Origin of the sequence: Pandoraea sp. NPDC090278 (genome assembly GCF_044772185.1) — a bacterium.
In the GTDB taxonomy this organism is placed as follows: Bacteria; Pseudomonadota; Gammaproteobacteria; order Burkholderiales; family Burkholderiaceae; genus Pandoraea.
In genome coordinates, this window is sequence record NZ_JBIVYJ010000001.1 from 216,459 (window position 1) to 240,367 (window position 23,909).

A 23,909-nucleotide genomic window follows, 5' to 3' on the forward strand; every position below is an offset into this window, starting at 1 on the left:
CTCCCGGAATGCTTAGTGAATCTGCCGTTGCAGGATGTTGGAGAATTCTTCGACGAAACTCTCGAAGCGGATCGACAGCCGGTCGATGTCGGTGGCGAAGCGGTTGTAGGCAACCACGGCAGGGATAGCGGCGAACAGACCGATGGCCGTGGCCACCAGCGCTTCCGCGATACCCGGCGCCACGTTGGCGAGCGTTGCCTGTTGCACGTTCGAGAGGCCGCGGAATGCGTTCATGATACCCCACACCGTACCGAACAGACCAATGTACGGGCTGACCGAACCGACCGACGCGAGGAACGGCAAATTCGCTTCGAGCGAGTCCATTTCACGTTGATAGCAAGCCCGCATGGCGCGGCGCGCACCGTCAAGAATCGCGTGCGGATCGTTCAGACCTTTCTCGCTCGCCTTGATGTATTCGCGCATGCCCGATTCGAAGATGCGCTCCAGCGCGCCGGTCTGGTGACGGTTGTTCAGTGCGCTTTGATACAGCGCCTGAAGATCGCCGCCGGACCAGAAGTCGCGCTCGAAGCGCTCGGTCTGGGCGCGCGCGCGGCGGATCGCGAAGATCTTGCGGAAGATGTGCGTCCACGAGAGCAGCGAGAGCAGCAGCAGCAGGCCCATGACTGCCTGGGCGAGCACGCTGGCATGCATGACCAGCGAAATGATGGAAAGGTCTTGATCGGGCATGGTGTGGTTATTGACTGACCGGAATTATTGTCTTGGCTTCAGGCGGCTGCCGATTGGGCAGCTGCGTCCGCTAAGGCTTGAGCCGTCCTGGCTGCCGATTGCATGGCGAGACGCACGTGCGCGGGAATCTTGCCCGGGCGCAACGTGTCTGCGGCCACGCAGCCGATTTTGATGCTACCGCGCGCCAACAGTTCGCTGCTACCGTCGGGGGCGTCGCGCCAGGCTTCCTGAAGGAAGTCGACGGAGGCGCCGCCAATACGTTCGATGCGGCTTTTGATGACGACGAGATCGTCGAGCCGGGCAGGGCTCAGGTAATCGAGTGCCGTGGCGCGCACAATAAAGATCATTCCGGTATTGCGGGCCAGTTCAAGTTGCTCGATGCCGAGCGAACGGAGCCACTCGGTTCGGGCCCGTTCGAAGAATTTCAGATAGTTGGCGTAGAAGACGACGCCTCCGGCGTCCGTGTCCTCGTAGTAAACGCGAATTGACCAACAGGTATCAAAATCAGCCATGCCGCGCATTGTATCGGAACGGAGCGGTAACGCCAGTCACGGAAACACAATTTTTCAAACAGGCCGGAACCCCGGATTGTTACGAGCGATTATTGAAAGGCGTCCGGACCGTCCGGGCGAGCACCAAACTGGGGCGAAATCGTCGCGATGCCCCGTGCGACGGGGGATGGCGCTGGCGTGCGGGCGGCGGCCGTCTCTATAATGACGGCTCGCAAGCCCCCTGTATTTCAGACAAGACCGCCGTATGCGCACGCCTGCACTGCGTGCCCTCCGGTCGCTCATAGTGAACCAACCTGCGAGGCCCTTGAATTGACTTCCCCCACAACGCAATCTCCCGCCGCATCCCTTCGCGTCGCCTTCCTCGGTCTGGGCGTGATGGGATACCCGATGGCTGGCCATCTGCAACGTGCCGGTCACTCGGTGACGGTCTATAACCGTACGGCGGCCAAGGCGCAGCAATGGGCCAAGGAGCACGGCGGCAATGCGGCGGCCACGCCTGCCGAGGCCGTGCGCGACGCCGACATCGTCGCTGCCTGCGTGGGCAACGACGACGACCTGCGCAGCATCGTGCTCGGCGAGCACGGCGCATTCGCGGGTATGAAGGCGGATGCTGTCTTTGTCGACCACACCACCGCCTCGGCCGATGTGGCGCGCGAGTTGTATGCCGTCGCGCGCGAGAAGGGCCTGCATTTCGTCGACGCCCCGGTCTCCGGCGGCGAAGCGGGCGCCAAGAACGGCGTGCTCACGATCATGTGCGGTGGCGATGCGCCAGCGTTCGACCGCGTGTCCGCCACGCTCGGGGCTTATGGCCGTGCCGTCACGCGCATCGGCGAAGCCGGGGCCGGTCAGTTGGCCAAAATGGTCAACCAGATTTGTATCGCTGGCCTCGTGCAAGGGCTGTCGGAAGCCATCAACTTCGGTCAGCGCGCCGGTCTGGACATGCCGCTCGTGCTCGACGTTATTAATAAGGGCGCAGCAGCCAGTTGGCAGATGGACAATCGCGGCCAGACGATGATCGACGGCAAGTTCGATTACGGCTTCGCGGTCGACTGGATGCGCAAGGACCTCGGACTGTGTCTGGCCGAAGCGCAGCGCAACGGCGTAACGCTTCCGGTCACGGCGCTCGTCGACCAGTTCTATGGCGACGTTCAGGCGCTGGGCGGTTCGCGCTGGGACACGTCCAGCCTGATCCACCGTCTGCGTGTGTTGTCGGGCAAGGCGTAACTGTCAGCGGGTCAGGGCGTCCGGGATCGGGCGTCCGGCGCTGTAGCGCTATTGGGCTACTGTGGGGACGGTTTGTGACGCCGGTCGCAGGCCGTTCCGGAAGTGCCGTCCTCCGGTCTCCGGCCGTTGGTATGAAATATCAGACATCTCTCCGGGTTTATCTCCAATCGTCTGAATAGACGATTGGCACTAGAATGCGGAAAACGGGACGTCGCGGCGCGACGGCACGGCGACGTGGAAGCTTGGGAGCGGGCTGGCGCGGTGGCGTGTCGATGTGGGACTGGAGGGAGCCGCCGCGAGCGATAACGATCTAGAACACAACTCGAACCCGAGACCCAACCGGCATGAGCAATCAGTCGAACGCCGCGGCCGTCCGCGCATTTCGTATTCTCGAAATCCTCAGCGCCTCAGGCGCCCCGATGACACTCGCGGAGATCGTCGCCGCGATCGGTCTGCCCAAGCAGACAGTGCATCGCATCCTCAAACAACTCGAAGCCGCGTGGCTCGTGACCCGTGAAGCGGGCAGCCGACACTACGAACCGTCGTCGCGTGTGCGTGCCATGGCCATCAATGCCCTGATGCATGTGGGGCCAGCGGCGGCGCGCCATGCCGTGCTTCAGCAACTGGTCGACAAGCTGGGCGAGACCTGCAATCTGTCGATGCTGTCGGGCGACGACCTCGTCTATCTCGATCGCGTGGAGACCGACTGGTCGCGTCAGCTCAAGCTCTCGCCCGGCTCGCGCGTGCCGCTGCACTGCACGGCGAGCGGCAAGCTGTTGCTGGCGTTCCTGCCGAGAGCACGGCGCGAGAAGCTGATCGCGCACTTGCCGCTGCGTCCGCGCGCCGAGAACACCATCACCGATCTGGAAGATTTGCGTGAGGAACTCGTCGAGACGCGCAAGCGCCGTGTGGGCACGAATAACGAAGAGCACGTGCCGGGCATGATCGCCGTCGCGGTGCCGGTGATGCTCGACCGCAACCGCGCGTGTGCGGCCATCGCCGTGCAGGCCAGCGCGCAACACTGCACGCTCGAAAAGCTCATGACATTCCTGCCTGAACTTCAGAATGCTGCCGAGACCATGGCGGCGACCTTCAACGAGTAATCATCCGCGTGCAGGGAGGGCAGGGCGTCGTCTACTGCCCTGCTTGCCCTGCGCTGCTGGCGGCGTCCGGCACAGAGGCCGGTGACGGCACGCCCGGCGCGAGCGCCTCGAACATCTGCTCCAGCTGCTTGGCCCCCTGCGCCGACTCGGCACGCATGCGCGGGCCGATAAAGACCGGATCCAGGATCAAAAACAGCAGATTCGGGGTGCGATACATAAAGTCGCGCTTGAAGCGCGTGCCCGTGCCGTCCGGCGTCAGCGTGTAGCGCACTGCGCCCGACGGCCGCCGGTTGACCTCGCCTTCGATGCGCCACTCGAACGGCGGCTTTGCCTCCACGACCTTCCAGTGAAGGATGCCGTGACGCCCCGCGAGCCGGAATTCTTCTGCCACTTCTTCCCCGACCGTCAGCGGATGATCGGTCATGCCTTGCACGGCGAGCGATGCCGGATGCCATTTCGGCCAGTTCGCAGGCGTCGTCACGTAGTTGTAGACGTCTTGCGGCGGCGCACGCAGCGTGACCACGTTGACGACATGCGTCTGGCGCCCGAACGGCAGGGGCAACAAAGACAGCAGGGCGACGATGGCCACCGCCCCGAGCAGGAACAGGAAGACTCGCTTCATCGGCACGCGCTCACGCACCGGGAGGCGAATCGAGTTCGACATCGACCATCAGGTCGTCGGCCAGGCTTTCCAGAACCTCGCGCAATGCGTCGGTACTCACGCTCGCGGGCACGTGCAGGCGCGCCGTCGCACGAAACAGTGTGCCGCCGGACATCGAGCCCTCGACACACTCAGTGGCGAGTTCGTCGATGGAGATGCCGCGCGTGAACAGGACGTGCGAGATTTCCTTGACGATGCCCGGATGGTCCTGTCCGACCAGATCGAGCTGAAGTGCGCGCGCGCCCGGATCGGCGGCGGCGCTTTGCGCGTGGGTGACGGAGATTTGCAGGCCGTGCGTCTGAAGCGCGTGCAGCGCTTGGGTGAGCGCTGCGGTGTGCTCGTCGGGAACCTGAAGATGGATGATGCCCGCGAACTGGCCCGCAAGATTGGCGAGACGGCTTTCCAGCCAGTTGGCACCGGCGGCAGTGGCGCGATCGGCGATCGCATTGACCAGACCCGGGCGATCCGGACCGATCACGTTGAGAATCAGGGACGTCGTCATCACAGGCTCCATCGACACTGAGGGGCAAGAGGCGGCGCATGCCGCGCGCTCGTGATTCGGGATGTATCAGTCACTCAAGGTGAGTCGACCGATACGTTACGCGCAGCAGGCTCAAGTGTAGTGCAATCGCGGGGTGCGCCGCTACGGCGGGCAACGCCGGATGCGCGGGCGTCGTCGGAGAGGATCGTGCGACGGTGTCCGATGGACGCTGGCGGGCGCTACCGGATCGATGAGGCTCACGAATCAAGGACGATCCGCCGCCATCGCCAGTAGCGCCACGACGGTGGCGTCGTCCGTCTGTGCGAAGTCGCTGTACGCCACGCTGACCGCATAGAACGGCTGCGGCGTTTCCAGACAGACGACGGCGTCGGCCAGCGCGCTCAGACGGGCGATGGCGTCGCGTGCGCCGACCGGTGCGCAAGCGACGAGCGGCGTCGCGCCCAGTCGTCGCATGGCGCGCAATGCGGCCGTCATCGTCGCTCCCGTCGCAATGCCGTCGTCGACGATAACGACGGGGCGTCCCGTCACGTGCGGTGCGCCGCGTCCCGGCGTATAGGCCTGACGCCGCTGCTGAATCAGCGCCCGCTGACGGGCGCTCTCATGCGAGAGATACGTGCCGGTTGCACCGAGCGAGAGTGCATGGTCGGCGAGAAAGATGCCACCGAATTCGTCGACTGCGCCGACCGCGAGTTCGGCCTGATGGGGGGCGCGCAGCTTGTGCGCGAGCAACACGTCGAGCGTGCCGTTCAACTGGCGCGCGATCGGCATGGCGACCGGCACGCCGCCACGCGGGATGGCGAGCACGAGGGGAGGCGCACAGCTCGCCAGCAACGCGTTCGTGGCGAGCACTTCGGCCAGCGCATTGCCCGCGGCGGCACGATCGAGAAACGAGGCTACGGCAGACATGGCAAGGGCGCGGGGGCGAACCCGGCAGGCGACGGGAATCATCCCATCGTAACGCCGTGGCCTGATGCTCGTTTGCATCGGACGTGCTTTGGACGTGCTTGTCTTCGCTTGTCCTTGCTGCGACGTCTTAACGCGCCAGCAGTTCGGGCACCGTGCCGACGAGCAACGTCACACCGGAGCAGGCCAGCAGCGCCAGCACCATGCGCCGGAACATGTGATCGGAGAGGAATTTGTAAGCCCACGCGCCCGCGAGCGTCGGCAGGATCATCGACGGTACGGCAATCGCGAACACGTGCAGCGTCTGCGCAGTGATCACGCCGTGCACGGCATACAGCGTGATGGTGAGCGTGTGCATGACGATGAAGAAGATCTGCATGACGGCGCGCTGCATGTCCTTGTCCCATCCACGCAGCGTGCACCACAGCGTAGGCACCACACCGACGAGACCCCCGATGCCACCCATCACACCGCCAATGAAACCGACGACGCCGTCGGCCGCACGGCCGCCGTGCGCAATGCGTGGCAGGTGCGCCGCGAGCAGCAGGATCGAACAATAGACGACGAGGATGGCGCCGATACCCGCCCGAAACCACACCGGATCGAGGTAGCGCAGAATCCAAACGCCAACCGGCACGCCTACCAGTCCGCACAACACGAACGGCGCAAGACGGGCCAGCGGCACGGCCCGCCGCACCGTCCGCAGCGCGAGGATCTGGCCGACGAGCGAGCAGAAGGCGGCGAGCGGACCTGCGAGCGTGGGCGGCAGAGACCACGCCCAGAACGACAGCGCTACCAGACTGAACGCAAAGCCGGACAAGCCTTGGACAAAGCCGCCGATACAGGCACCGGCGATGAGCGGGAGGAGGGGAAGCAGTGGATCGGCGGTCATATTTTTAGTTTTCCGCCGACATTATGCGGCGATCCCGTGCGCAGATGCACGGGATCGTGGCGTGCGGGAGGTAGTGCGCTATGCGCTGGTCGGACTGTCGTTCGCGTCGTAAGCGCCGTTCAGGCGTGATGGCTGGCCTGCCAGTGCTGCCAGGCCATGACGAAGAGCGAGCCGACGGCGATACCGAGTGCGGCCCCGGCGAGCGCGTCGCTCGTCCAGTGATAGGCGGCGGCGAGTTGCCCGAAGGCCGTCAGTGCAATGGCGATGGCACACGGCACGCGAAGCACGCGATGACGCAAGGCGAGCACGGTGGTGAACGCGAGAATCACGGTGAGGTGGCCAGAGGGGAACGACGCATAGGCCGCGCTGCTGCCACCGAAGAACCGGAATTCGAAAACGCCGTCGCGCAAATACGACGGATTCTCATGGATCCACGTGGCGGGCCAGGTACGTCCGAAGACGAATTTCAGTGCTTGCTTGGCCAGACTGCCAACGCCGACAGCGCCCGCCGCGAGCCACAACGTGACCGCCCACGACGGCAGCTTGCGGCGGAAGAACAACACCGCGCCGACGATCAGAAACGTCGGCCACGCCAACACGAACAGCGGCGAGGGCAACTCTGCGATGTGCTGAATCCAGCGAGTGCCTTGCGTGTGCGCATGCGCGAAGTCGACGACAGGGCGGTCGATCCACGGAATCGCGACGAGGGCGAGCAGCAGGCAGGCCAGCGCGCTGAACCATGCGGTGCGCAGACAGGGCGTCGAAGTGGCAGGGGCGGGCGGGGTGGCGGGGGCGGCGTTCGGAGCGAGTTCGGTCATGACGCGATTTCGGAGAAGAGGGGGCAACCGCCGGACGTCGTGAGCAAAGAGCACTGAGCGACGTTCGGCGAGATCGCGCCATGGTAGTCGCCATTGGTGTCCCGGAGACGGGCTCGTCCCAAAAGCGGGATATTCACGCGGCGTTGAGCGGCGTTCGGTACGCGAACTCGACGAGGTAGGTCATCGAAGGCCGTTGGTGCAGGCGACCGGCGCGGCGGCCGTCTGTCCAGGGAGGCAGCGATGGCGAGGCCTGACCGCTGAGCTTGCCCGGAAGCGATGGCGGTTTGATGACGATCAGTATGCTGGCGTTGCAACCGTGACATGCTCCGATCTCTTGAGAATCAAAGATTTTTTTGCGGCGAACCGGGGCAACGTCCTACAATCGTCCCCTACGTAATGGTTGGAAATGGGTTGGAAATGGTCGGCGGTGGATGGCTTGACCGCATGACGATACCGAGAGAACGACAGACCGTCCGGCGCAGCTCGGCCACGGTCTGAGCATGGTCGAGGTATGGCAGTCAATTCGCTCGTCAAAACAAAATCAAAATTGCATGCGGGGGCAGTAGTGAATCGGGGATTCGAGAGCATCATCGATCGTCTTGCGCGCGAGTTCTGGCGCGCAGCACACACGCGCGAACAGCAGCACGCACAATCGCAGTCACGCTCGCTGGCGGAAGTCCGCGCGCTGGATCAGGCGCAACGCGCCTGGGAAGAGGCGCCGGCCGCCGATCCGGTCGCGAGCGAGCGCTTGCGGCTGGCATGGCGACAGGCGGAAGCCGCCGCGCAGGGCGCACGCGCGAAGTTCGAAGTGGCGCGACTGGCGCGTCTGCTTACCGATGGACTCACCCGCGACCTGCGCATTCCTCCGGCCGATCTGCGCGCGCGCAATACGCCCCCCGTGCTCGATACGCGGCATTTGCCGAAGATTCTGGCGAAGCCCGAGTGGGAGACGTTCGCACCGGAGAAGCCGGGGCGACTGGCGCTGGCGATGCCCGGTGCATCCGGACGCTATGAGCAAGCCGTCGCCAAGGCGCGCAGCGAGTTCGTCCACACCGAGCGCGAATACGAGGCGTCGAAGATTCGCCGGACCCAAGGGTCGATGATCCTTCAGATCGCGCAGCAAAAGGCGACGGAAGCGGCGCGTGCGGAGAGCGCCCGTCAAAACGCGGCCGTGGCCGATTTCGAAGGCGCACTGCTACGCGGCGAGGCCGCTGCGGTGACGGGGTATGCGCGCATCGTGCTCAGCCGCAGTCCGTATCCGGAAGCGTTCCAGCAAACGCTCGCCGCACATTACGTCGAGAACCTCAAGCTGTTGGCCATCGGGTACGACGTGCCGACGCTCGACGCTGCCGTGCCGACGGCGCTCGACTATCACTACAACGCGGCGGAAGACGCCGTGCAAGGTGCGCCCGCGGGTGACGCCATCCGCGCACAGGCCTATGCCGGTGCGCTGCAACAGATCGTGTTACGTTCGCTGCACGAACTGTTCGCCGCCGATCCGCTGCGTCACGTGGGGGCCATCGTCCTCAACCTCTATGCGAATGACGGCGACGCGCGCATCTGTCTTGCGAGCGTGCACGCAGCCCGCGCCGATTTCGCGGCGCTCGTACTGACCGAAGGCGACGCCGCCACGCATCTGGCTGCGCTTGGTGCGCGCGTATCGGCGCGACCCGACGCACTGCAGTCGGTAACGCCGGTGGCCGGTGTCGATATGACGCAAGTCATCACCGATGCCGATGTGGCCGTCGACCGCCGCTTCAATCTGATGACGCTCAGCGACAAGGACTTCACGCAGGTGATGTTCCATCTGCTGCGCTCGCATGGTTTCGAAGGCCCGCCGCTGGTGCCCGGCGAGCAGGAAGGCATGCTGACGTGCCGCGCATGGGACCCGCATCCGATTTTCGGCGGCGACGTCGTCGTCCACATCTTCCGCGAGATGGATCGCAACGCGCGGCTGGAACTGACGGCGGCGCGCGCGATGCTCTCCGAGATGCAACAGATCGGCGCCGCACGCGGCATGCTGATCACCACCGGCGAGTTCGACGACGGCGTGGAGGAGTTCGCGCGCGACCGTCGCATCGAGTTGCTCTCCGGACATCATCTCGTCTTCCTGCTCAAGGAAAATGCCGGTGTCGACGCCAGTGTCGTCGTGCCGGAAACCGTGGATACGACTGCGGCGCTGTTCTGAGGCGCGCGGGACGTGTGAAAGACCGTGGGAGACGGCCTGTTATAGTGGCTCGACCTGACCCCACGTCATTCACATCCCGGAGGATCGTATGTCCCGACGCATGGAATGCAAGGCAAGCCCCGTAACGACAGCGGGCCTGAAACGATGGGCCAGTGTCGGCGCTGCGAGCGTCGCACTGGTGGTGGCAACTGGCATGCCGATGGCCGCCTATGCGCAAATCGGCAACCTGATGGACGCCGTCGGCGGTGGCAACTCGGGCGGTGGCAATACGGGCGGTCTCGCGGGCAGCCTGGGCGGCCTGGCGTCGGGCGGGAGCGGCTCGCTCACGTCGAGCAGCATCGGCAACGCGACCGGTGTTCTCCAGTTCTGCATCAAGAACAACTATCTCGGCGGTGCGAATCTGAATTCGGCGACGGACGTGAAGGACAAGCTGCTCGGCAAGATCGGCACGCAGTCCGGCTCACCGGCCGCCAGCCCCGGCTATCTCGACGGCGCGAAGGGACTGCTGTCGTCACCCGACGGCAAGACCGTCGATCTGAACGGCGGCGGCCTCAAGGAACAACTGACTCGTAAGGTTTGCGACAAGGTGCTCGATCAGGCCAAGTCGTTCCTTTGACCGTTCCTCTGAAAGTGCGGTACTGATGCCTGACGGGCGGCAAGTGCCCTCCGTCAGGTCGCTTGTCGAAGCCTAAGCGTGGCATCAAAAAAATCATCGATATTGGGTCTTGGCCCAGAGCCACGCGCGGACGTACGCTTAGCGTTATTCCAACCCCACCGCCAAGTCCGGAGTCATCGATGTATCAGCCCGCCGCCTTCACCGAAGATCGCCCTGAAGTCCTGCACGATCTCATTCGTACGCATCCGCTCGGGTTGCTCGTGAGCGCCGGTGCGCAGGGACTGATCGCCGATTCGATTCCGTTTCTGATGTACGCCGACGAAGGCGAGTTCGGGACGCTGCGCGGACATCTGGCGCGCGCCAATCCGCATGGACCGGCGTTGCGCGATGTGGACGATTGCCTGATCGCGTTCACGGGGCCGCAAGGGTACATCACGCCGTCGTGGTACGCGGCCAAGGCCGAGCACGGCAAGGTCGTACCGACGTGGAACTACGCGGCCGTGCACGTGTGGGGCAAGCCGCGCGTGATCGACGACGCGGCCTGGCTGCGGCGTCTGGTGGGCGACCTGACGAACTCGCAGGAACTGCGCCTGCCCGCGCCGTGGGCGGTCGAGGATGCCCCGGAGGACTTCATCGACGGCATGCTGCGCGCCATTGTGGGTGTGGAGATTCCGATTCGTCGCATCGAAGGCAAATTCAAGATGTCGCAGAACCGCGCGATGCCCGACCGCGTCGGTGTGGTGAACGGTCTGCGCTCGCTGGGGCCGGACGGCGAGGCATTGGCGGCGCTCGTCGCGCAGCGTGGCGATGTGCCTGACGCCTGATCGGGCGCGCACGGCGGCGCGCTCGCGTCGCCAACTTCATTCACGTCCGGTAACGAAACGAAACAATTCAGTGCCTCGGGGATGGGTTTTGTGCGGACATCCCCGCATACAATGCGGCAACCCAACCCGGATGCCGCAATGAAGACGCTGCTTCTCATGCTCGCGTTGATGCTCTGCCTGCTCTTCCTTGAGCAGGCCTGGATGCCGAGCGCGCAGGCGGACGAGTGTGACAATCTCGGTCCTGCCCAGACATTGCAATGCGCCGCTTACGGCGCGGGGAACGTCGTCCCCGAATAGTCGTTCATCCGCTACAATCGCACCCCCTTACGTCTTCCCCAAAGCAGTGCGATGAAGCAGTCTCGATGGACGGTCACCGCAGTGCGCGCAAGCCGCTTGCGCGCGATGGCCGGGCAGTTGGCAATCTCTCTTTCCCTTTCTTCCGTACTCGCCGTCGGGGCTGTCGCTGCGGTCGCAGCGTTCCCGAACGCGGCCAATGCTGCGGCATCGGCCTGTGGCGATCACTACTGGTCCGGTACGGCCCCCGACATCACCAATAGCGCCATGACGCGTGCCGCACGCGAGGTGTGCTTCAGTGCGTTCGGCGTGATGCACTCGGGTTTGACGCGCACGCCGCTCTGGTCTGCGGAACATCTCACGCGCGCCGGGCTGAGCGACGCTCGTCAGATCTCGCGCGTGAACAACTTCCACGCCGAGTCGCAACTGCCCGCGAGCGAGCGTGCCGAGTTGCGCGATTACCTGCGCTCGGGCTACGACCGTGGGCACATGGCACCTTCCGCCGACATGCCGGACTCGCAGGCACAGTCCGAAAGTTTTTCGCTGTCGAACATGGTGCCGCAGAACAGCGAGAACAATCGCTACCTGTGGGCGGGCATCGAGTCGAGCGTGCGCAAGCTCGCGCAGGACCGGGGCGAGTTGTTCGTGATCACCGGGCCGCTTTTCAAGGGCAAGACGATCACGCAGGTGGGTGACCGGGTGATGGTGCCCACGCAGCTCTTCAAGGTCGTCTACGACCCGAAGCGCAAGCAGGCGGGCGCGTATCTGGTGGCGAACGAGGCGACGGGCGACTATTCGGTCGTGAGCGTGGCCGAACTCGAAAAGCTCGCTGGCATCGACTTCTTCCCCGGTATGCCCGCGAGCGTCAAGAGCACGGCGATGTCGCTGCCTAAACCCAAGGCGGCGGGCGGTGGCAGCAAGCGAAAACGCGAGCAGGACGTGCCGACGTACCGCGAAGTGCAGACGGTGCTCGACTTCTTGCGTACGATCATCCGTTAAGCTCACAGGCAGCATCTGGGATATCCCTCGGATGCTGCCGTGCGCCGCCCCCCCCCCAAACCGGTTTTACGACTGATTTCCCCCCCGATTCAGGAGTCCTCATGACGTCATCGTCTTCCGCCAATGACCGCTTCTCGCCGTTCGCCAACGATGCCGATGCCCTCTCGCTCGGCGAGTTGAACGTCGAAAACCACACGGATCACGTTGTGATCTTCGGCAATCTGGAGTTGCGCCGCGACGCCGAAGGGTTGCGTCACGCGAAGGTGCTTAAAGCGGTGCTGGATGCCGTGGTGAGCGAGCTTGCCGACGCGGACTTGCCCGCGCATGCCGACACGGCGGCCGAAACGCCCGCCGGGACGACCGCGAAACAAGTCAAAAACCCGTTTGAATCTTGACGGGAATGGGGGAAGTCACGCCCCGGTCAGATCGCTTCCCCCGGATTTACCCCAGATTTGTCGTTTATTTAAAAAATCGATGTTGCGCCGCACGAAACGCGGTGCGCGATGCCTTTTCCCCAGCGAGTCGTCTGTCGCTGCGGCCCTGATCGCCCGAGTGCGACCTGCGACATGCCAGCGTGTGTCGCAGCCACTAAATCGATGGATTCCACGGTTCATGCGGCTTGCGCGACAACTTGTCGCACCTGCGACATTCTGTCGCATTGACACATCCAGCCAAAAATCTCGAATCGCGTCATTGTGACGGTATTCGGTGTCGCACTTTCCCGTCTCGAAAACCATACGAATCAACCGTTTGGCTTGCGGCGACGCAGCACGGATGAGGGGTTTACCGTTCGCAGACAAAGCGCATACTAGCCCTGCGTCTCGTCGATTCCGATAGCGAGAATCGATGACCGGCAAGGCTACGAGCACTAAACAACGCGAGGTAACTTATGCACATCCGTTGGAAAAAAGTGTATTCGAGTGGGTGGGGAACGATTCATCACGATGCACCCCGTTCCCATCGCAGCGCGAGTGAGCGCGAGCAACTCTTTCAACGCCTGTTGGCAATCGCGATCGCCTGTAGTGTCGGCGGATTCGTGCTGTTGTCAGTAGGGGCGGCCTTCCTGGGACGCTAAAGTCACATCCCCTTCCTTTTCGTGCGCGGCGCCGCCTCCGGCGGATCGCCGCGCTACGTTGCCTTCAGCCATGTGAGCTGACGGGCCTCCGGTTTTCTCCACCATTGTCGCGGCGCTTTACCACTCGCCGCTGCGTTTTGACGCGCGCGTTCAATCACCCGATTCGAACAGCCGCTTGTCCCCTCATTGAAACGTTTTGTTACAAGCGCGCAGTGTCTGCGTAAAAGCCGTTCCGGCACAATTCTCCAAAGTCTTCGCAATTCCCCGTTAAATCTATTCTGTGCGCTGCGATAAAGCGCGCCAAAGATCCGTTTGCACGTTGATAACCATCGTCGATGACGTGGTCTCTCGTGGCTTTGGCGTCGTATTCTGCGAGTTCACGCTATTGCAATTCCTAAAGAATAGTGCGATCTTGAAGCGACGGCGCAGTGTCGGAATTTTAGGAAGATTCCACGGTATTTCATGCTATGGAATGTGCCCGGATTTATCCGAATTGTCTTGCGCCTCAAAACTTTCGATAAAGAAGAAAAGAACAAGCAGTGCGGGCCGGTTTGATCGATTTGTGAGGTGCGCCATGGAAATTCGCTGGGAAAAGCTGTATTCGGGCGGATTGGGTCGTTTCTACGACACGTCGGAATCCAGCCGTCGCCGTGCGCGGCGTGCGCAGCTGGCATGGTTCGGGGTGGTCATCTCCATTGGTGTCGCCATTGGCGCCATCGCCATTGCATGGCGTTGGATCTGATGTCGACCCACGGAAAGCGGCACTCGGGGATTTCAGGCTTGCTGGTGCTTCTCGCCTTCGCGGCGAGCGGCACGGCGCACGCGCAAACATCTGCAATGCCCACGGAGCCGCTCGACAACAGCGGTCAGCCGTGCGGCGCGATTCGCGCGCTGCCCGCCAACGTCACAGACTACCGCTACGAAGTCACGAATCGCTGCGAGCGCCAGGTGACCTATTACTGGCGTTGCAGTGCGGCCGATACCGAGCATTCGGTCGACGTGCCGGGCAGAGGCCAGCAATCGGTCGCTTGCGTGAAGGCGAGCGGTGCAGCGGGCGAGATCGTGTTCCGGTTCGGGCCGCCAGGCTCGGGCAACTGAATGGCGTGAACTTCGGCTACCGAAGCGGCCCGGAATGGCTATCATGACGCCATACGGTCAGCACGCGCCCGACTGATTTCCTATTGTCTTGAATTCACGGCGCCGGATCTGGCTGCACTGACGGGCCGCCCGATTGCCGCGATGTGGCGCGGCGCGTCACTGACACACGACATCCCCAAGGACTCCCCCATGAACGACATCGTCACCCCGACTCAGCCGTCGCTCGACACGGCCGCACTGCGTGAATTCGTCGAACGTAAATGGAACGACGAAATTCTGCATGCGCTCACCGACTACATTGCAGTGCCGGCCAAAAGCCCCGGCTTCGACGCCGACTGGGCGCGCAACGGCTACATCGACCGCGTGGTGCGCGACGCCGCGCAGTGGGCGGAGCGTCAGCCGGTCAAGGGCCTCAAGCTCGAAGTGATTCGTCTGGAAGGTCGCACGCCGGTGATCTTCTTCGAAGTGCCCGCCACACGGTCGGGCAGTACCGACACCATCGTGCTGTACGGTCACCTCGACAAGCAGCCCGAGTTCGACGGCTGGCGCAAGGATCTCGGGCCGTGGACGCCCAAGTTTGAAGACGGCAAGCTCTACGGCCGTGGCGGTGCTGACGACGGCTACGCCATCTATTCCAGCGTGACGGCACTCGCCGCGCTCGACGCGCAGGGCGTGGAGCGTCCGCGTTGCGTCGGTCTCATCGAGACCTGCGAAGAATCGGGCAGCTACGATTTGCTGCCGTATGTCGACGCGCTGCGCGACCGCCTCGGCCGCGTGAGTCTCGTCGTCTGTCTGGACTCCGGCGCAGGCAACTACGACCAACTTTGGCTCACGACGTCGCTGCGCGGCCTGATCTCCGGCAGTCTCGAAGTGCAGGTGCTGGATGAAGGCATCCACTCGGGGGGGTACGGTGGCATCGCGCCGTCGAGCTTCCGCATCATGCGTCAGTTGTTCGAACGGCTCGAAGATGCAGGCAGCGGCAATGTTCTGCCGAAGGGCTTCCATAGCCCGATCCCTCTGCAACGTCTGAAAGAAGCCGAAGCCACCGCGCACATTCTCGGCGACGACGTCTGGAAGAAGATGCCGTGGGCCTGCGGTCAGGACGGCCTGTCCGTGCTGCCGACCACGACCGATCCGAAGGAGGCGCTGCTCAATTCGACGTGGCGTCCGTCGCTGTCGGTGACAGGCGCGGCCGGTCTGCCCGCGCTGGCCGACGCCGGTAACGTGCTGCGTCCGCGCACGGCCTTCAAGCTGTCGCTGCGCCTGCCGCCGCTCATCGATGCCGCGCAGGCGGTGCAAGAGCTCAAGGCGCTGCTCGAAGTCGACCCGCCGTACAACGCGAAGGTGACGTTCAAGTCCGACGCGGGCGCGGCCTCCGGCTGGAACGCGCCCGATGTCGCACCGTGGCTCACGTCGGCGCTGAATACGGCGTCGCAACGCCACTATGGTGAGGATGTCGCCTACATCGGGCAGGGCGGCACGATCCCGCTGATGAACACGCTGCAAGCCGGTTTCCCGACGGCGCAGTTCATGGTGTGCGGTGTGCTCGGACCGAAGTCCAACGCGCACGGACCGAACGAGTTCCTGCACGTGCCGTACGCGAAGAAGCTGACGGCCGCCGTGGCCGAGGTGATTGCGCTGGCGCCGTAAGTCGTCCGCACAGCTCGCGCGAAAGGCAAAACGGGTCGCATCAAGCGACCCGTTTTTTTATGGGTGTGACGCGTCGTCAGATCCGGTGCGTTGCCGCTTCCATCACCTGAACGCCGCGCATGAAGTCGTCGAGTTCCATGCGCTCGGCGGGATTGTGCGAACCGTTGGCGTTGCGCACGAACACCATGCCGCTTGGGATACCTGCGTTGGCGAAGATGGCGGCGTCGTGTCCGGCACCGCTCGGCACACGTTCTTGCGGCAGATCGAACGACCGGCAGGCGTCTTCGAGCAGCGAGGACACATGCTTGTCCATGACGGCCGGTGCCGACGCCAACCGTCGGTCGAAGACGAACTTCACGCCCCGGTCGCGCTCGATGGCGCGGCATTCGGTGCGCATCAGCTCATAGAAGACGTCGAGCGTATCGAGACTCTGGCTGCGCACTTCCAAGCTGAAATCGACCTTGCCCGGGATACGCGAGATCGCGTGCTCGGCGGGATCGGTGCCGACGATGCCGGCCGTGACCACCATGTCGATACCGCGCTCCAGCAACGCACGCCAGTGCTCGTCGAGCCGCGTGATGAGGTCGGCTACGGCAAACATCGCATCGTGGCGCAGCCAGCGCGGCACCGCGCCCGAGTGTCCGGCCTCGCCGACACACGTCACGCGGTTGTGACGCACGTTGCCGCGAATGCCCGGCACGATCGCCACCGGCATGTTGCGCGCAATCATCACTGGACCTTGTTCGATGTGAAGCTCAAGCCATGCCTTCGCGCGTGACGCGTCGAAGAGCATCTCGCCTTCGCGAATGGCGTCGACGTCCGCACCGGCCTGCGCCATGCAGTCGCCCAGCGAGCGGCCGTGGCTGCGATGCGGCATGGCGAGATCGGCGTCGGTCAGCTTACCGAACAGCGCGCTCGATCCCATGTAGGCGCGGCCGAACCACGCGCTTTCTTCGCCACGCAGTGCGAGTACGCGCACCGGCGTTGTGGTGTGACGCTGGCTGCGCTGTTGTTCGACGAGGCACAGCAGCCCGGCGACGATACCGGCAAGTCCGTCGTAGTTGCCACCTTGTGGGACGGAGTCGAGGTGCGAGCCGATCCATGTAGCTGGGGTGTTGCCGTCGTCCTCCGGCAACGCGAAGACGAGATTGGCGGCGCGGTCGCGTGTGACGGTCAGGCCTTGGTGGCCAGCCCATTCCGTCAGGTACGCTGCGGCGGCGTTCTCGCCGTCGCCATAGCTGTCGCGGGTGATGCCGACGCCGTCGTTGCCGAGACGGCGCAGGTCGGTGAAAAGTTGCTCGGCCAGCGGGGCCAGCGCGTTCAGTTCCATGAGTGTGCTTCTTTTCGCGTGATGCAATGCGAGGGGGAGTTACGGAATAAATCAGCCGGACTGCTGCGCAAAGCGCAGCCAGCGGTCGGACAGTTGTGTGTCGAGCGCGACAGCGCCGGTGAGTGTTGCGATGCGTTCGACGTCGTTCGCGTCGCAATACGCGGCAAGCCCGTCGACGATGCGACCCATGACCGCCGGATCGCGGAACGAGGCCGTTCCGACCTGAACCGCCGTCGCACCGGCAAGCATGAATTCCACGGCGTCGTCGGCCGTCTCGATGCCACCACAGCCGATGATCGGGATGCGCACGGCGCGGTGGCACTGATGCACGAGTCGCACGGCGAGCGGTTTGATCGCCGGGCCGGAGAGGCCGCCCATCACGTTGCCGAGCTTCGGTTTGCGCGTGCGCACGTCGATGGCCATGCCGAGGACTGTGTTGCCCATGACGATGGCGTCGGCTCCGGCATCTTCGGCGGCACGCGCGATTAACGCGATCTGACCGGCGTTCGGTGTGAGCTTCACCCACAGCGGGTGCGAGGTGCGACGCCGGATCGCGCTCACGGCTTTGTACGTGCTCTCGGCCTGCATCGCGAAGGCCATGCCGTCCGCTTCGAGATTCGGGCACGAGATGTTGGCTTCGATGGCTGCGACTTCCGGCAGCGATAGCGTCTCGCACGCTTCGCCGAACGACTCGGCCGTGTCGGCCGACACCGAGACCACGACCGGTGTGTCGAAGCGCGTGTAGGCGGGCAGCACGTCGCGACGGTATGCGTCGAGCCCCTTGCTCGGAATGCCGATGGAGTTGAGCATGCCGCTGGCTGTCTCGGCCACGCGCGGCGTCGGGTTGCCTGCCCGCGCGTCGGGCGACACGCTCTTGACGACGAGTGCGCCAAGACGATTCAGATCGAGCGCTTCGGCATACTCGACAGCGAAGCAGCCCGACGCGGGCATCACGGGATTGCGCAGTGTGAGCGACCCGATGCGAACGGAAAGATCAGCCAAAATCCACCTCCCCGACAACGTCGCGAATGGCAAACACAGGGCCTTCGCGGCACACGCGCAGGAATTGCTTGTCACCGTCGCAATCGAACAGGCGCACACACGACAGGCACACGCCCATGCCGCAAGCCATGCGCTGCTCCATTGCGACTTCGCCCGTGATCTCCGGGTGCGCTGTCAGCACACGCTGAAGCAGCATCAGCAGACGATGCGAGCCGCAGGTGTACACCGCGTCGTGGGGGGCTGCGGCGAGCAGGGCGCGGATGCGCGGCTCAAGCGCCTCGACCGCCGATGAACCGTCGCTGTCGAACACGCAATGCACGTCGGCCAGTGCACGGGCTTCGGGCGAGCGCAGAAATTCGTCGCGCATCAGATCGGCTTCGCTGCGCGCCGACATGACGACCGTCAGACGAAGACCGGCCGCAGCGGCGCGTTGCACCAGCGGGGCCATCGTCGCCAGACCGACGCCACGGGCGACGACCATCACGCGCTGCCATTGCGTGTCCAATGTGAACGTATTGCCGAGCGGGCCGACGATGTCGAGCGATGCGCCTTCGGTCAGCGTGGCGAGTGCGCGGGTGCCGACGCCCGTCACGTTGTAGAGAAACTCGATGGTGTCCGGCTCGGGGCCTGTGCCGTAGACGCTCATCGGACGCAGCAGGAACGGCGCTTCGCTCTCCGTCACCGGACACTTCAGTTGATAGAACTGCCCGGGGCGCGTGGTGAGCGCGACGGCGGCATCGGCCTGCAACCGCAGATAGCGATAGCGCGCGTTGACGGCGTGATGCGTGAGCACGCGGCAGTGATGCGTAGCGACGATGTGCCCGGCGGGCGATGCGCACGTGGCAGTGTCTGGCTGCGCTTCATGAGCTTCATGCGCATCATGCGAATGACACGTCGGCGAAGGCACCCGCGCCAATGGGCGGGTGACGTTGTTGGGCGTCAGAGAGACGACGGACATGGATGGGGGCTCCGGATAGTGGGGGCGAGGGCTTGCCGAGTACGAAGCGCGTATGAGAGCGTGCGTCGCGACGCATGCGTTATTCGAGTTCGGTGCCTTTGAGTTCGGGAATCAGGAAGCGCGTGGCGATCATGTCGAGCACGTACAGGCTCGCGAGCAGCGCGATGGCGATCTGGAAGGAGTAGCGTGCGGCGAGCGCACCGACCACGAGCGGGCCGAGACCGCCGATGGCGCGTCCGATGTTCCACAGCACGTTTTGTGCGGTCGCGCGTGCTGCCGTGGGGTATGCCTCGGACATCAGCGTGCCGTAGCCGCCGACCATCCCGTTGACGAACATCCCCATGAACGCCCCGGCGAAGAGCATCACGCCCGGATCGGTCAGTTGCGAATAGACGATCACCATGACCACCGCGCCCGCCTGATACAGCAAGAACGTGGGACGGCGTCCGATGCGGTCGGCCAGTTGCCCGAAGGCCCATACGCCGAACATCATGCCGATGACCGTTGCGGCGGTCCAAAGGCCGGACTTCGTCAGCGAGAAGCCGAGCTTCTGCGAGAGGAACGTCGGCAGCCAGATCATGATGCCGTAGTAGCCGAAGTTCTGAACCGAACACAGAATGACGATGCCGAGGCTCACCCGCGTGGTGCGGGCATCCTTCACGAGCAGACGAAACGCATTCGAGCTGCTGTGCTTTTGCGTCTTGTCCGTGCGGCGCACGAACACTTCCGGCTCGTGCAGCTTGTTGCGCAACACCCAGGCGACGAGCGCAGGCAGCACACCCACGAGGAACATGCCGCGCCAGCCGATGTACATCAGCAGCAGCGGCGTGAGCAACGCAGCAGCAAGCACGCCCGTCTGCCAGCCGAGTGCGACGTAGGACGACACGCGTGCCCGCTTGGACGCGGGCCATGCTTCTGCTGCGAGCGCCATGCCGATACCGAACTCGCCGCCGAGGCCGATGCCTGCAATCGTGCGATAGACCAGCAGATCCCAGAAGCCCTGCGCCAGCGCACACAGGCCGGTGAAGACCGCGAACAGGAGAATCGTCCACGTCAGCATGCGCACGCGGCCGTAACGATCCGAGAGCGCGCCGAACAGAATGCCGCCTGCCACAGCGCCGATCAGCGTCCATGTAACGAGCGCACCGGCTTGCCCCGCCGTGAGGTGCAGGCCGATCGTGATCGCTGGCAACATGAAGCCGAGAATCAGCAGATCGAAGCCGTCCATCGCATAGCCGATGGCAGAGCCCGCCAACGCCTTCCATGCGTAAGGGGTGACGGTGTCGTCACCGGCGTTGGGCGAGGCGCTCGCGTGTTGTCTACGCGATGAATTCAAGTTGGCTTCCATGATCGGTTCCCGTGGGAGGCGAATGCCGTGGCGATCGATTGCGCCGTCGCATTCGTCAAAGTGTCTATATTTTTAGACGATCAGGTGAAAAAAACGCGTGACGTCACGCGTAGACCTCGGTCGTCAGCTGAGCCGCGAACTGGTTGAGCGTAGCGAGAAAGCTGGCGTCGGAAGTGGCGGCAGCGTCGCGCAACATCGTCGCGTACGTTTTACTGCGGGTCAGAAAGGCGTGGAACGTTTCGCCGTTGGTAGCAATGCCGGACTGCCTTTCTACGAAAGCCTGAGCGGCCTGTGCGAGCAGCAGCAACGCGGCGGATTCGCGCGTGGCGGTGCGCGATGCATTCAGGCACCGTGCCGCGAAATCTTCGATGTCGGACAGACCGACCGTGTCGCGCTGTAACCAGGCGCATGCGAGTTGCAGATCCATCGTGCTCTCCATCTGTCTAAATATTTAGACTAATCGAACATCAAAAGGCAGGCAAGACGAAAATAATCGGGGCTAACCCTGAGACGAAGGGGAGATCCGGCGACGGCACGTGAGTCGTTTGCTCGCCTGGCGGAGGAAGGGCGGCACTGACGAGCGGGGGCTCGACAGTGCCGACAGTTTCGCTGCGACGCTTTAGAAGCGCACGCGCATGCCTGCGCCGTACGTCTGGCCCGTCGACATATCGCTCATGTGATCGTACTTGTACGCGACGTAGACGTCGGTCCGCTTGGACAGCGGGTAGTCGTAGCCGAGGGCCCACGTGGTGCGGCGCTGGTTGTCGCCCGAGCCGTTCGAGCCGGTGTAGGCCACGGACGCCAGCACGCTGCCCAGACCGAGCGGCACCGACGCGCCGAGCTGCCCCGTGTTCGCATGGAAGTTGCCGCTGGCGGCCTGACTCGCGACGAGCATGTACTGCGCGAAGAACTTCACAACAGCCAGATCGTATGAGAGGCCGACCTGCACCGTGTTCTGATTCGTCAGCCCAGTCACACCCGGCAGTTGCGCGCCGAAGTCGCCCGGCGTAGCGCTGAAATTCACGTACTGATAGTTCACGGCGGCGGCGAACGGGCCGTTGGCGTACGTGAGCGCAGCGGCCCACTTCTTCGCGCTGTGGTCCGTGGCGCTGTTGCCGGTGGCGTAGAGCAGCGTGCCCGCCAGTCCTGCGTAGGACGGCGTGGTGTAGGCCACCGCGTTGTTCCAGGCCGAGTCACCCACGACGCCTTGCGTTCCCAGACCCTTGTAGGTGTGGAAGATCATCGGCGAGAAGGTGTACGAGTTGTTGAACGGGTTGAACTGGATCGTTGCCAGGTACATCGGCGTGGTGATGCGGCCGATCCGGAAGGTGCCCAGTCGCGTGTTGGACAGACCGACGTAGGCGTTGCGCGAGAAGAAGCTATCGCCCGCGAAGCGGCCGTAGGTGCCGTTGTTCGGCTGGAAGTAGCTTTCCAGCACGAAGAGCGCGCTATTTCCGCCGCCAAGGTCTTCCGTGCCCGACAAGCCCCAGTACGACGTGGTCATGCCGCCGCCCTGCTGCACCGCGGCCGCGTTGCCGCCGGGGTTCTTCACTGAGCCGACGTAGGCATCCGCCAGGCCGTAGAAGCTCACGCTCGACTGCGCATGTGCCGTGCTTGCGAGTGCCGCAGCACCCAAGGCAACAGAACCCAACGCGATGGCGCTGGCCTTGCGCGCTACCTGAGTCGTCCCAAACACCTTTTGCCAGGTCTTCATCATTCCCTCTTTGTTTGTATAAATTTCTGGACGGCGCGCAGGCTATCACCGCCAGCGCGTTGGGTCATCCCCGGAAAGCTGTCAGGCCGCCTGCGAGTGACGGCATTCTCACGGCATGGGGGCGCCGTGTCCCGAATCGTGCGTAAATCTAAAAAATTAGACAATCGGAAAAATATTCGACCGGTCGATGTGTGGCGTAGGCGGCACGGCAAGGGCGAATTGCTCAGGGAAGGATTTCGTATCGACGTCCGATGCACAGTCCTTCAGGCGCGCGAGGCGACCGGTATAATCCCGGCACTGCCACGCGGCACGACGCGATCTGCGGCATTTCAACGTTTCGCAATGTGCCGCAATGTCTCGCACGAAGGCGGTTTCACGAGGTATCCAACAGGGGGCGATTTGACTCGAGCTGCAACGACATCCCGGGCGCCACGAGGCGCGCGCTTCAATTTCCGCGCCATCGGCGAACGCTTGCGCGCCTATCGGCTGGCAGCGGAATTACGTAGTGAGGATGTCGCCGAGCAACTCGATATCTCGCGCGCCGCCATCTACAAGCTGGAGCGTGGCGAGATCGTCAAGATCGATACGCTGGAGCGGCTGGCCGCATTGCTGGGCGTATCGCTCGCGAACCTGCTCGGGGTGGAAGTCGAGTACCACGACTCGGCCGTGAGCTACTTCGAGCGCATGCGTCAGTTGGAAAGCCGTTCCGAGCGCATCGTCGCGCACTTCGATCCGATTTCGTTTCTGCTGACGTCCGACGACTACGACGTCTGGCTGCGTCACATGCTCGACGAGAGCATTCCGCCGACGCTCGTCGACCGCCATTGGGAAAACACGATCGATCGCGTGCTGGGCATCTTGCAGGAGCGTAAGTCGAGCTTCTCGCGTCAGCGTCTGGCCGTGACCAGTCTGATCGGCCTGCGCCAGATCGAACAGTTCCTGCATCACGGGCTGGTCGGGCGACTGGGGCTGCCGCCGGGCGTGCAACTGGAGCGCAAGATGGCAGCGCGACGCGAAGTGGCGCGTATCGTCGAATTCCTCGAAGCCGATACGGCGGGCGTGCAGATCGGCATCGTTAGCGACAACATGCCCAACGAAACCTTCCAGATTTTCGAAGCGCAGGGCGAGGCGTACGTTGCGGTGTCGCCGTTCCGTCTCGGCGAGTTGCCAAACCTGCGTACCGGTATCGCCACGATTACTACGTCGCCCGATGGCGTGGGCATGTATCGCGCCATGATCGACCGTCTGTGGGCCGATTCCGCCAAGGGCAAAGAAGGGGCCGCGTTGCTCGGCCAGTTGCTCGCGCGATTCTGACGGTCGGCTTCATACGCTGATCCTGCGTTGATCACGTATGGTGCGTCGCCGACGACGATAGTCGCGTACCGGCGCACTCTCAATAGGTGCCACAAAGCGAAGTTTTCCCACGGAATCGAAATCCGTTCGCAGTCATCCCGTCTAGTCTCCGTGCCCGAAGGTCATCCGGCCTTACTCGCCTTAATCACCTTACTAAC

25 protein-coding genes are annotated in these 23,909 nt (G+C 63.7%); 12 read left to right on the top strand and 13 right to left on the bottom strand.

The window, feature by feature from the left end; all coding sequences use genetic code 11:
• Window positions 1–12: 12 nt before the first annotated feature.
• Window positions 13–687 carry a protein TolQ gene (gene tolQ, locus ACIQWO_RS00865; protein WP_039399508.1) on the bottom strand — a complete coding sequence of 225 codons (675 nt, stop codon included), beginning with the start codon at window positions 685–687 and terminating at the stop codon, window positions 13–15.
• A 38-nt stretch (window positions 688–725) separates the two neighbouring features.
• Window positions 726–1,208: a tol-pal system-associated acyl-CoA thioesterase gene (ybgC, locus tag ACIQWO_RS00870; RefSeq protein WP_402817978.1), complete on the bottom strand. Its 483-nt coding sequence runs from the start codon at window positions 1,206–1,208 to the stop codon at window positions 726–728.
• A gap of 300 nt (window positions 1,209–1,508) precedes the next feature.
• Here ybgC and ACIQWO_RS00875 point away from each other — a divergent pair, with 300 nt between their 5' ends.
• Both ACIQWO_RS00875 and ACIQWO_RS00880 read left to right on the top strand, forming a co-directional pair.
• On the top strand, window positions 1,509–2,423 hold the full coding sequence (locus tag ACIQWO_RS00875) for an NAD(P)-dependent oxidoreductase (RefSeq protein ID WP_402817980.1): 915 nt from the start codon (window positions 1,509–1,511) through the stop codon (window positions 2,421–2,423).
• A gap of 344 nt (window positions 2,424–2,767) precedes the next feature.
• The gene (locus tag ACIQWO_RS00880) at window positions 2,768–3,526 is read left to right on the top strand and encodes an IclR family transcriptional regulator (RefSeq protein WP_402817983.1); all 759 of its coding nucleotides are present in this window, start codon (window positions 2,768–2,770) and stop codon (window positions 3,524–3,526) included.
• A gap of 31 nt (window positions 3,527–3,557) precedes the next feature.
• Here ACIQWO_RS00880 and ACIQWO_RS00885 read toward each other — a convergent pair whose 3' ends face one another.
• The 5 genes from ACIQWO_RS00885 to ACIQWO_RS00905 form a co-directional block, all read right to left on the bottom strand.
• Window positions 3,558–4,190 carry an SRPBCC family protein gene (locus ACIQWO_RS00885; RefSeq protein WP_402817986.1) on the bottom strand — a complete coding sequence of 211 codons (633 nt, stop codon included), beginning with the start codon at window positions 4,188–4,190 and terminating at the stop codon, window positions 3,558–3,560.
• Window positions 4,159–4,689 carry a glycine cleavage system protein R gene (locus ACIQWO_RS00890; RefSeq protein WP_402817989.1) on the bottom strand — a complete coding sequence of 177 codons (531 nt, stop codon included), beginning with the start codon at window positions 4,687–4,689 and terminating at the stop codon, window positions 4,159–4,161. Before ACIQWO_RS00890 ends, ACIQWO_RS00885 begins: the two co-directional genes overlap by 32 nt.
• A gap of 243 nt (window positions 4,690–4,932) precedes the next feature.
• The gene (locus ACIQWO_RS00895; RefSeq protein WP_402817992.1) at window positions 4,933–5,595 is read right to left on the bottom strand and encodes a phosphoribosyltransferase; all 663 of its coding nucleotides are present in this window, start codon (window positions 5,593–5,595) and stop codon (window positions 4,933–4,935) included.
• Between the two features lie 127 nt (window positions 5,596–5,722).
• Complete coding sequence (locus ACIQWO_RS00900; RefSeq protein WP_233325216.1) at window positions 5,723–6,484, bottom strand: sulfite exporter TauE/SafE family protein; 762 nt, start codon at window positions 6,482–6,484, stop codon at window positions 5,723–5,725.
• A gap of 119 nt (window positions 6,485–6,603) precedes the next feature.
• Window positions 6,604–7,302, bottom strand: a complete 699-nt coding sequence (locus ACIQWO_RS00905; protein ID WP_402817996.1) for a phosphatase PAP2 family protein — start codon at window positions 7,300–7,302, stop codon at window positions 6,604–6,606.
• A gap of 565 nt (window positions 7,303–7,867) precedes the next feature.
• On the opposite strand from ACIQWO_RS00905, the gene ACIQWO_RS00910 reads away from it, so the two are divergent.
• From ACIQWO_RS00910 to ACIQWO_RS00950, 9 genes are all read left to right on the top strand, one after another.
• On the top strand, window positions 7,868–9,490 hold the full coding sequence (locus tag ACIQWO_RS00910) for a restriction endonuclease (protein WP_402817999.1): 1,623 nt from the start codon (window positions 7,868–7,870) through the stop codon (window positions 9,488–9,490).
• A gap of 88 nt (window positions 9,491–9,578) precedes the next feature.
• On the top strand, window positions 9,579–10,106 hold the full coding sequence (locus ACIQWO_RS00915; protein WP_402818002.1) for a DUF2501 domain-containing protein: 528 nt from the start codon (window positions 9,579–9,581) through the stop codon (window positions 10,104–10,106).
• A gap of 179 nt (window positions 10,107–10,285) precedes the next feature.
• Complete coding sequence (locus ACIQWO_RS00920; protein WP_402818005.1) at window positions 10,286–10,930, top strand: FMN-binding negative transcriptional regulator; 645 nt, start codon at window positions 10,286–10,288, stop codon at window positions 10,928–10,930.
• A 138-nt stretch (window positions 10,931–11,068) separates the two neighbouring features.
• Window positions 11,069–11,227: a hypothetical protein gene (locus tag ACIQWO_RS00925; RefSeq protein ID WP_157127412.1), complete on the top strand. Its 159-nt coding sequence runs from the start codon at window positions 11,069–11,071 to the stop codon at window positions 11,225–11,227.
• A gap of 51 nt (window positions 11,228–11,278) precedes the next feature.
• Complete coding sequence (locus ACIQWO_RS00930) at window positions 11,279–12,223, top strand: DNA/RNA non-specific endonuclease (RefSeq protein WP_402818008.1); 945 nt, start codon at window positions 11,279–11,281, stop codon at window positions 12,221–12,223.
• Between the two features lie 101 nt (window positions 12,224–12,324).
• The gene (locus tag ACIQWO_RS00935; RefSeq protein WP_402818011.1) at window positions 12,325–12,618 is read left to right on the top strand and encodes a hypothetical protein; all 294 of its coding nucleotides are present in this window, start codon (window positions 12,325–12,327) and stop codon (window positions 12,616–12,618) included.
• 1,254 nt (window positions 12,619–13,872) lie between these two features.
• A complete protein-coding gene (locus ACIQWO_RS00940) occupies window positions 13,873–14,040 on the top strand; it encodes a hypothetical protein (RefSeq protein ID WP_157112269.1) in 168 nt (55 codons plus the stop codon).
• Window positions 14,040–14,396 carry a hypothetical protein gene (locus tag ACIQWO_RS00945; protein WP_402818015.1) on the top strand — a complete coding sequence of 119 codons (357 nt, stop codon included), beginning with the start codon at window positions 14,040–14,042 and terminating at the stop codon, window positions 14,394–14,396. The genes ACIQWO_RS00940 and ACIQWO_RS00945 overlap by 1 nt, the downstream gene beginning before the upstream one ends.
• 189 nt (window positions 14,397–14,585) lie before the next feature.
• A complete protein-coding gene (locus ACIQWO_RS00950; RefSeq protein ID WP_402818018.1) occupies window positions 14,586–16,046 on the top strand; it encodes a M20 family metallopeptidase in 1,461 nt (486 codons plus the stop codon).
• Window positions 16,047–16,122: 76 nt separating this feature from the next.
• Here ACIQWO_RS00950 and ACIQWO_RS00955 read toward each other — a convergent pair whose 3' ends face one another.
• From ACIQWO_RS00955 to ACIQWO_RS00980, 6 genes are all read right to left on the bottom strand, one after another.
• Window positions 16,123–17,376: a hydantoinase/carbamoylase family amidase gene (locus tag ACIQWO_RS00955; protein ID WP_402818021.1), complete on the bottom strand. Its 1,254-nt coding sequence runs from the start codon at window positions 17,374–17,376 to the stop codon at window positions 16,123–16,125.
• A gap of 51 nt (window positions 17,377–17,427) precedes the next feature.
• Window positions 17,428–18,378 carry a dihydroorotate dehydrogenase gene (locus ACIQWO_RS00960; protein ID WP_402818024.1) on the bottom strand — a complete coding sequence of 317 codons (951 nt, stop codon included), beginning with the start codon at window positions 18,376–18,378 and terminating at the stop codon, window positions 17,428–17,430.
• A complete protein-coding gene (locus ACIQWO_RS00965; protein ID WP_402818027.1) occupies window positions 18,371–19,336 on the bottom strand; it encodes a dihydroorotate dehydrogenase electron transfer subunit in 966 nt (321 codons plus the stop codon). Before ACIQWO_RS00965 ends, ACIQWO_RS00960 begins: the two co-directional genes overlap by 8 nt.
• Window positions 19,337–19,415: 79 nt before the next feature.
• Window positions 19,416–20,684: an MFS transporter gene (locus tag ACIQWO_RS00970; RefSeq protein WP_402818030.1), complete on the bottom strand. Its 1,269-nt coding sequence runs from the start codon at window positions 20,682–20,684 to the stop codon at window positions 19,416–19,418.
• Window positions 20,685–20,787: 103 nt separating this feature from the next.
• Window positions 20,788–21,111, bottom strand: a complete 324-nt coding sequence (locus ACIQWO_RS00975; RefSeq protein ID WP_402818033.1) for a hypothetical protein — start codon at window positions 21,109–21,111, stop codon at window positions 20,788–20,790.
• 192 nt (window positions 21,112–21,303) lie between these two features.
• Window positions 21,304–22,401, bottom strand: coding sequence for a porin (locus ACIQWO_RS00980; protein ID WP_402818036.1), 1,098 nt, complete (start codon window positions 22,399–22,401; stop codon window positions 21,304–21,306).
• Between the two features lie 396 nt (window positions 22,402–22,797).
• On the opposite strand from ACIQWO_RS00980, the gene ACIQWO_RS00985 reads away from it, so the two are divergent.
• Complete coding sequence (locus tag ACIQWO_RS00985) at window positions 22,798–23,712, top strand: helix-turn-helix domain-containing protein (RefSeq protein WP_046293556.1); 915 nt, start codon at window positions 22,798–22,800, stop codon at window positions 23,710–23,712.
• The last annotated feature ends 197 nt before the right edge of the window (window positions 23,713–23,909 follow it).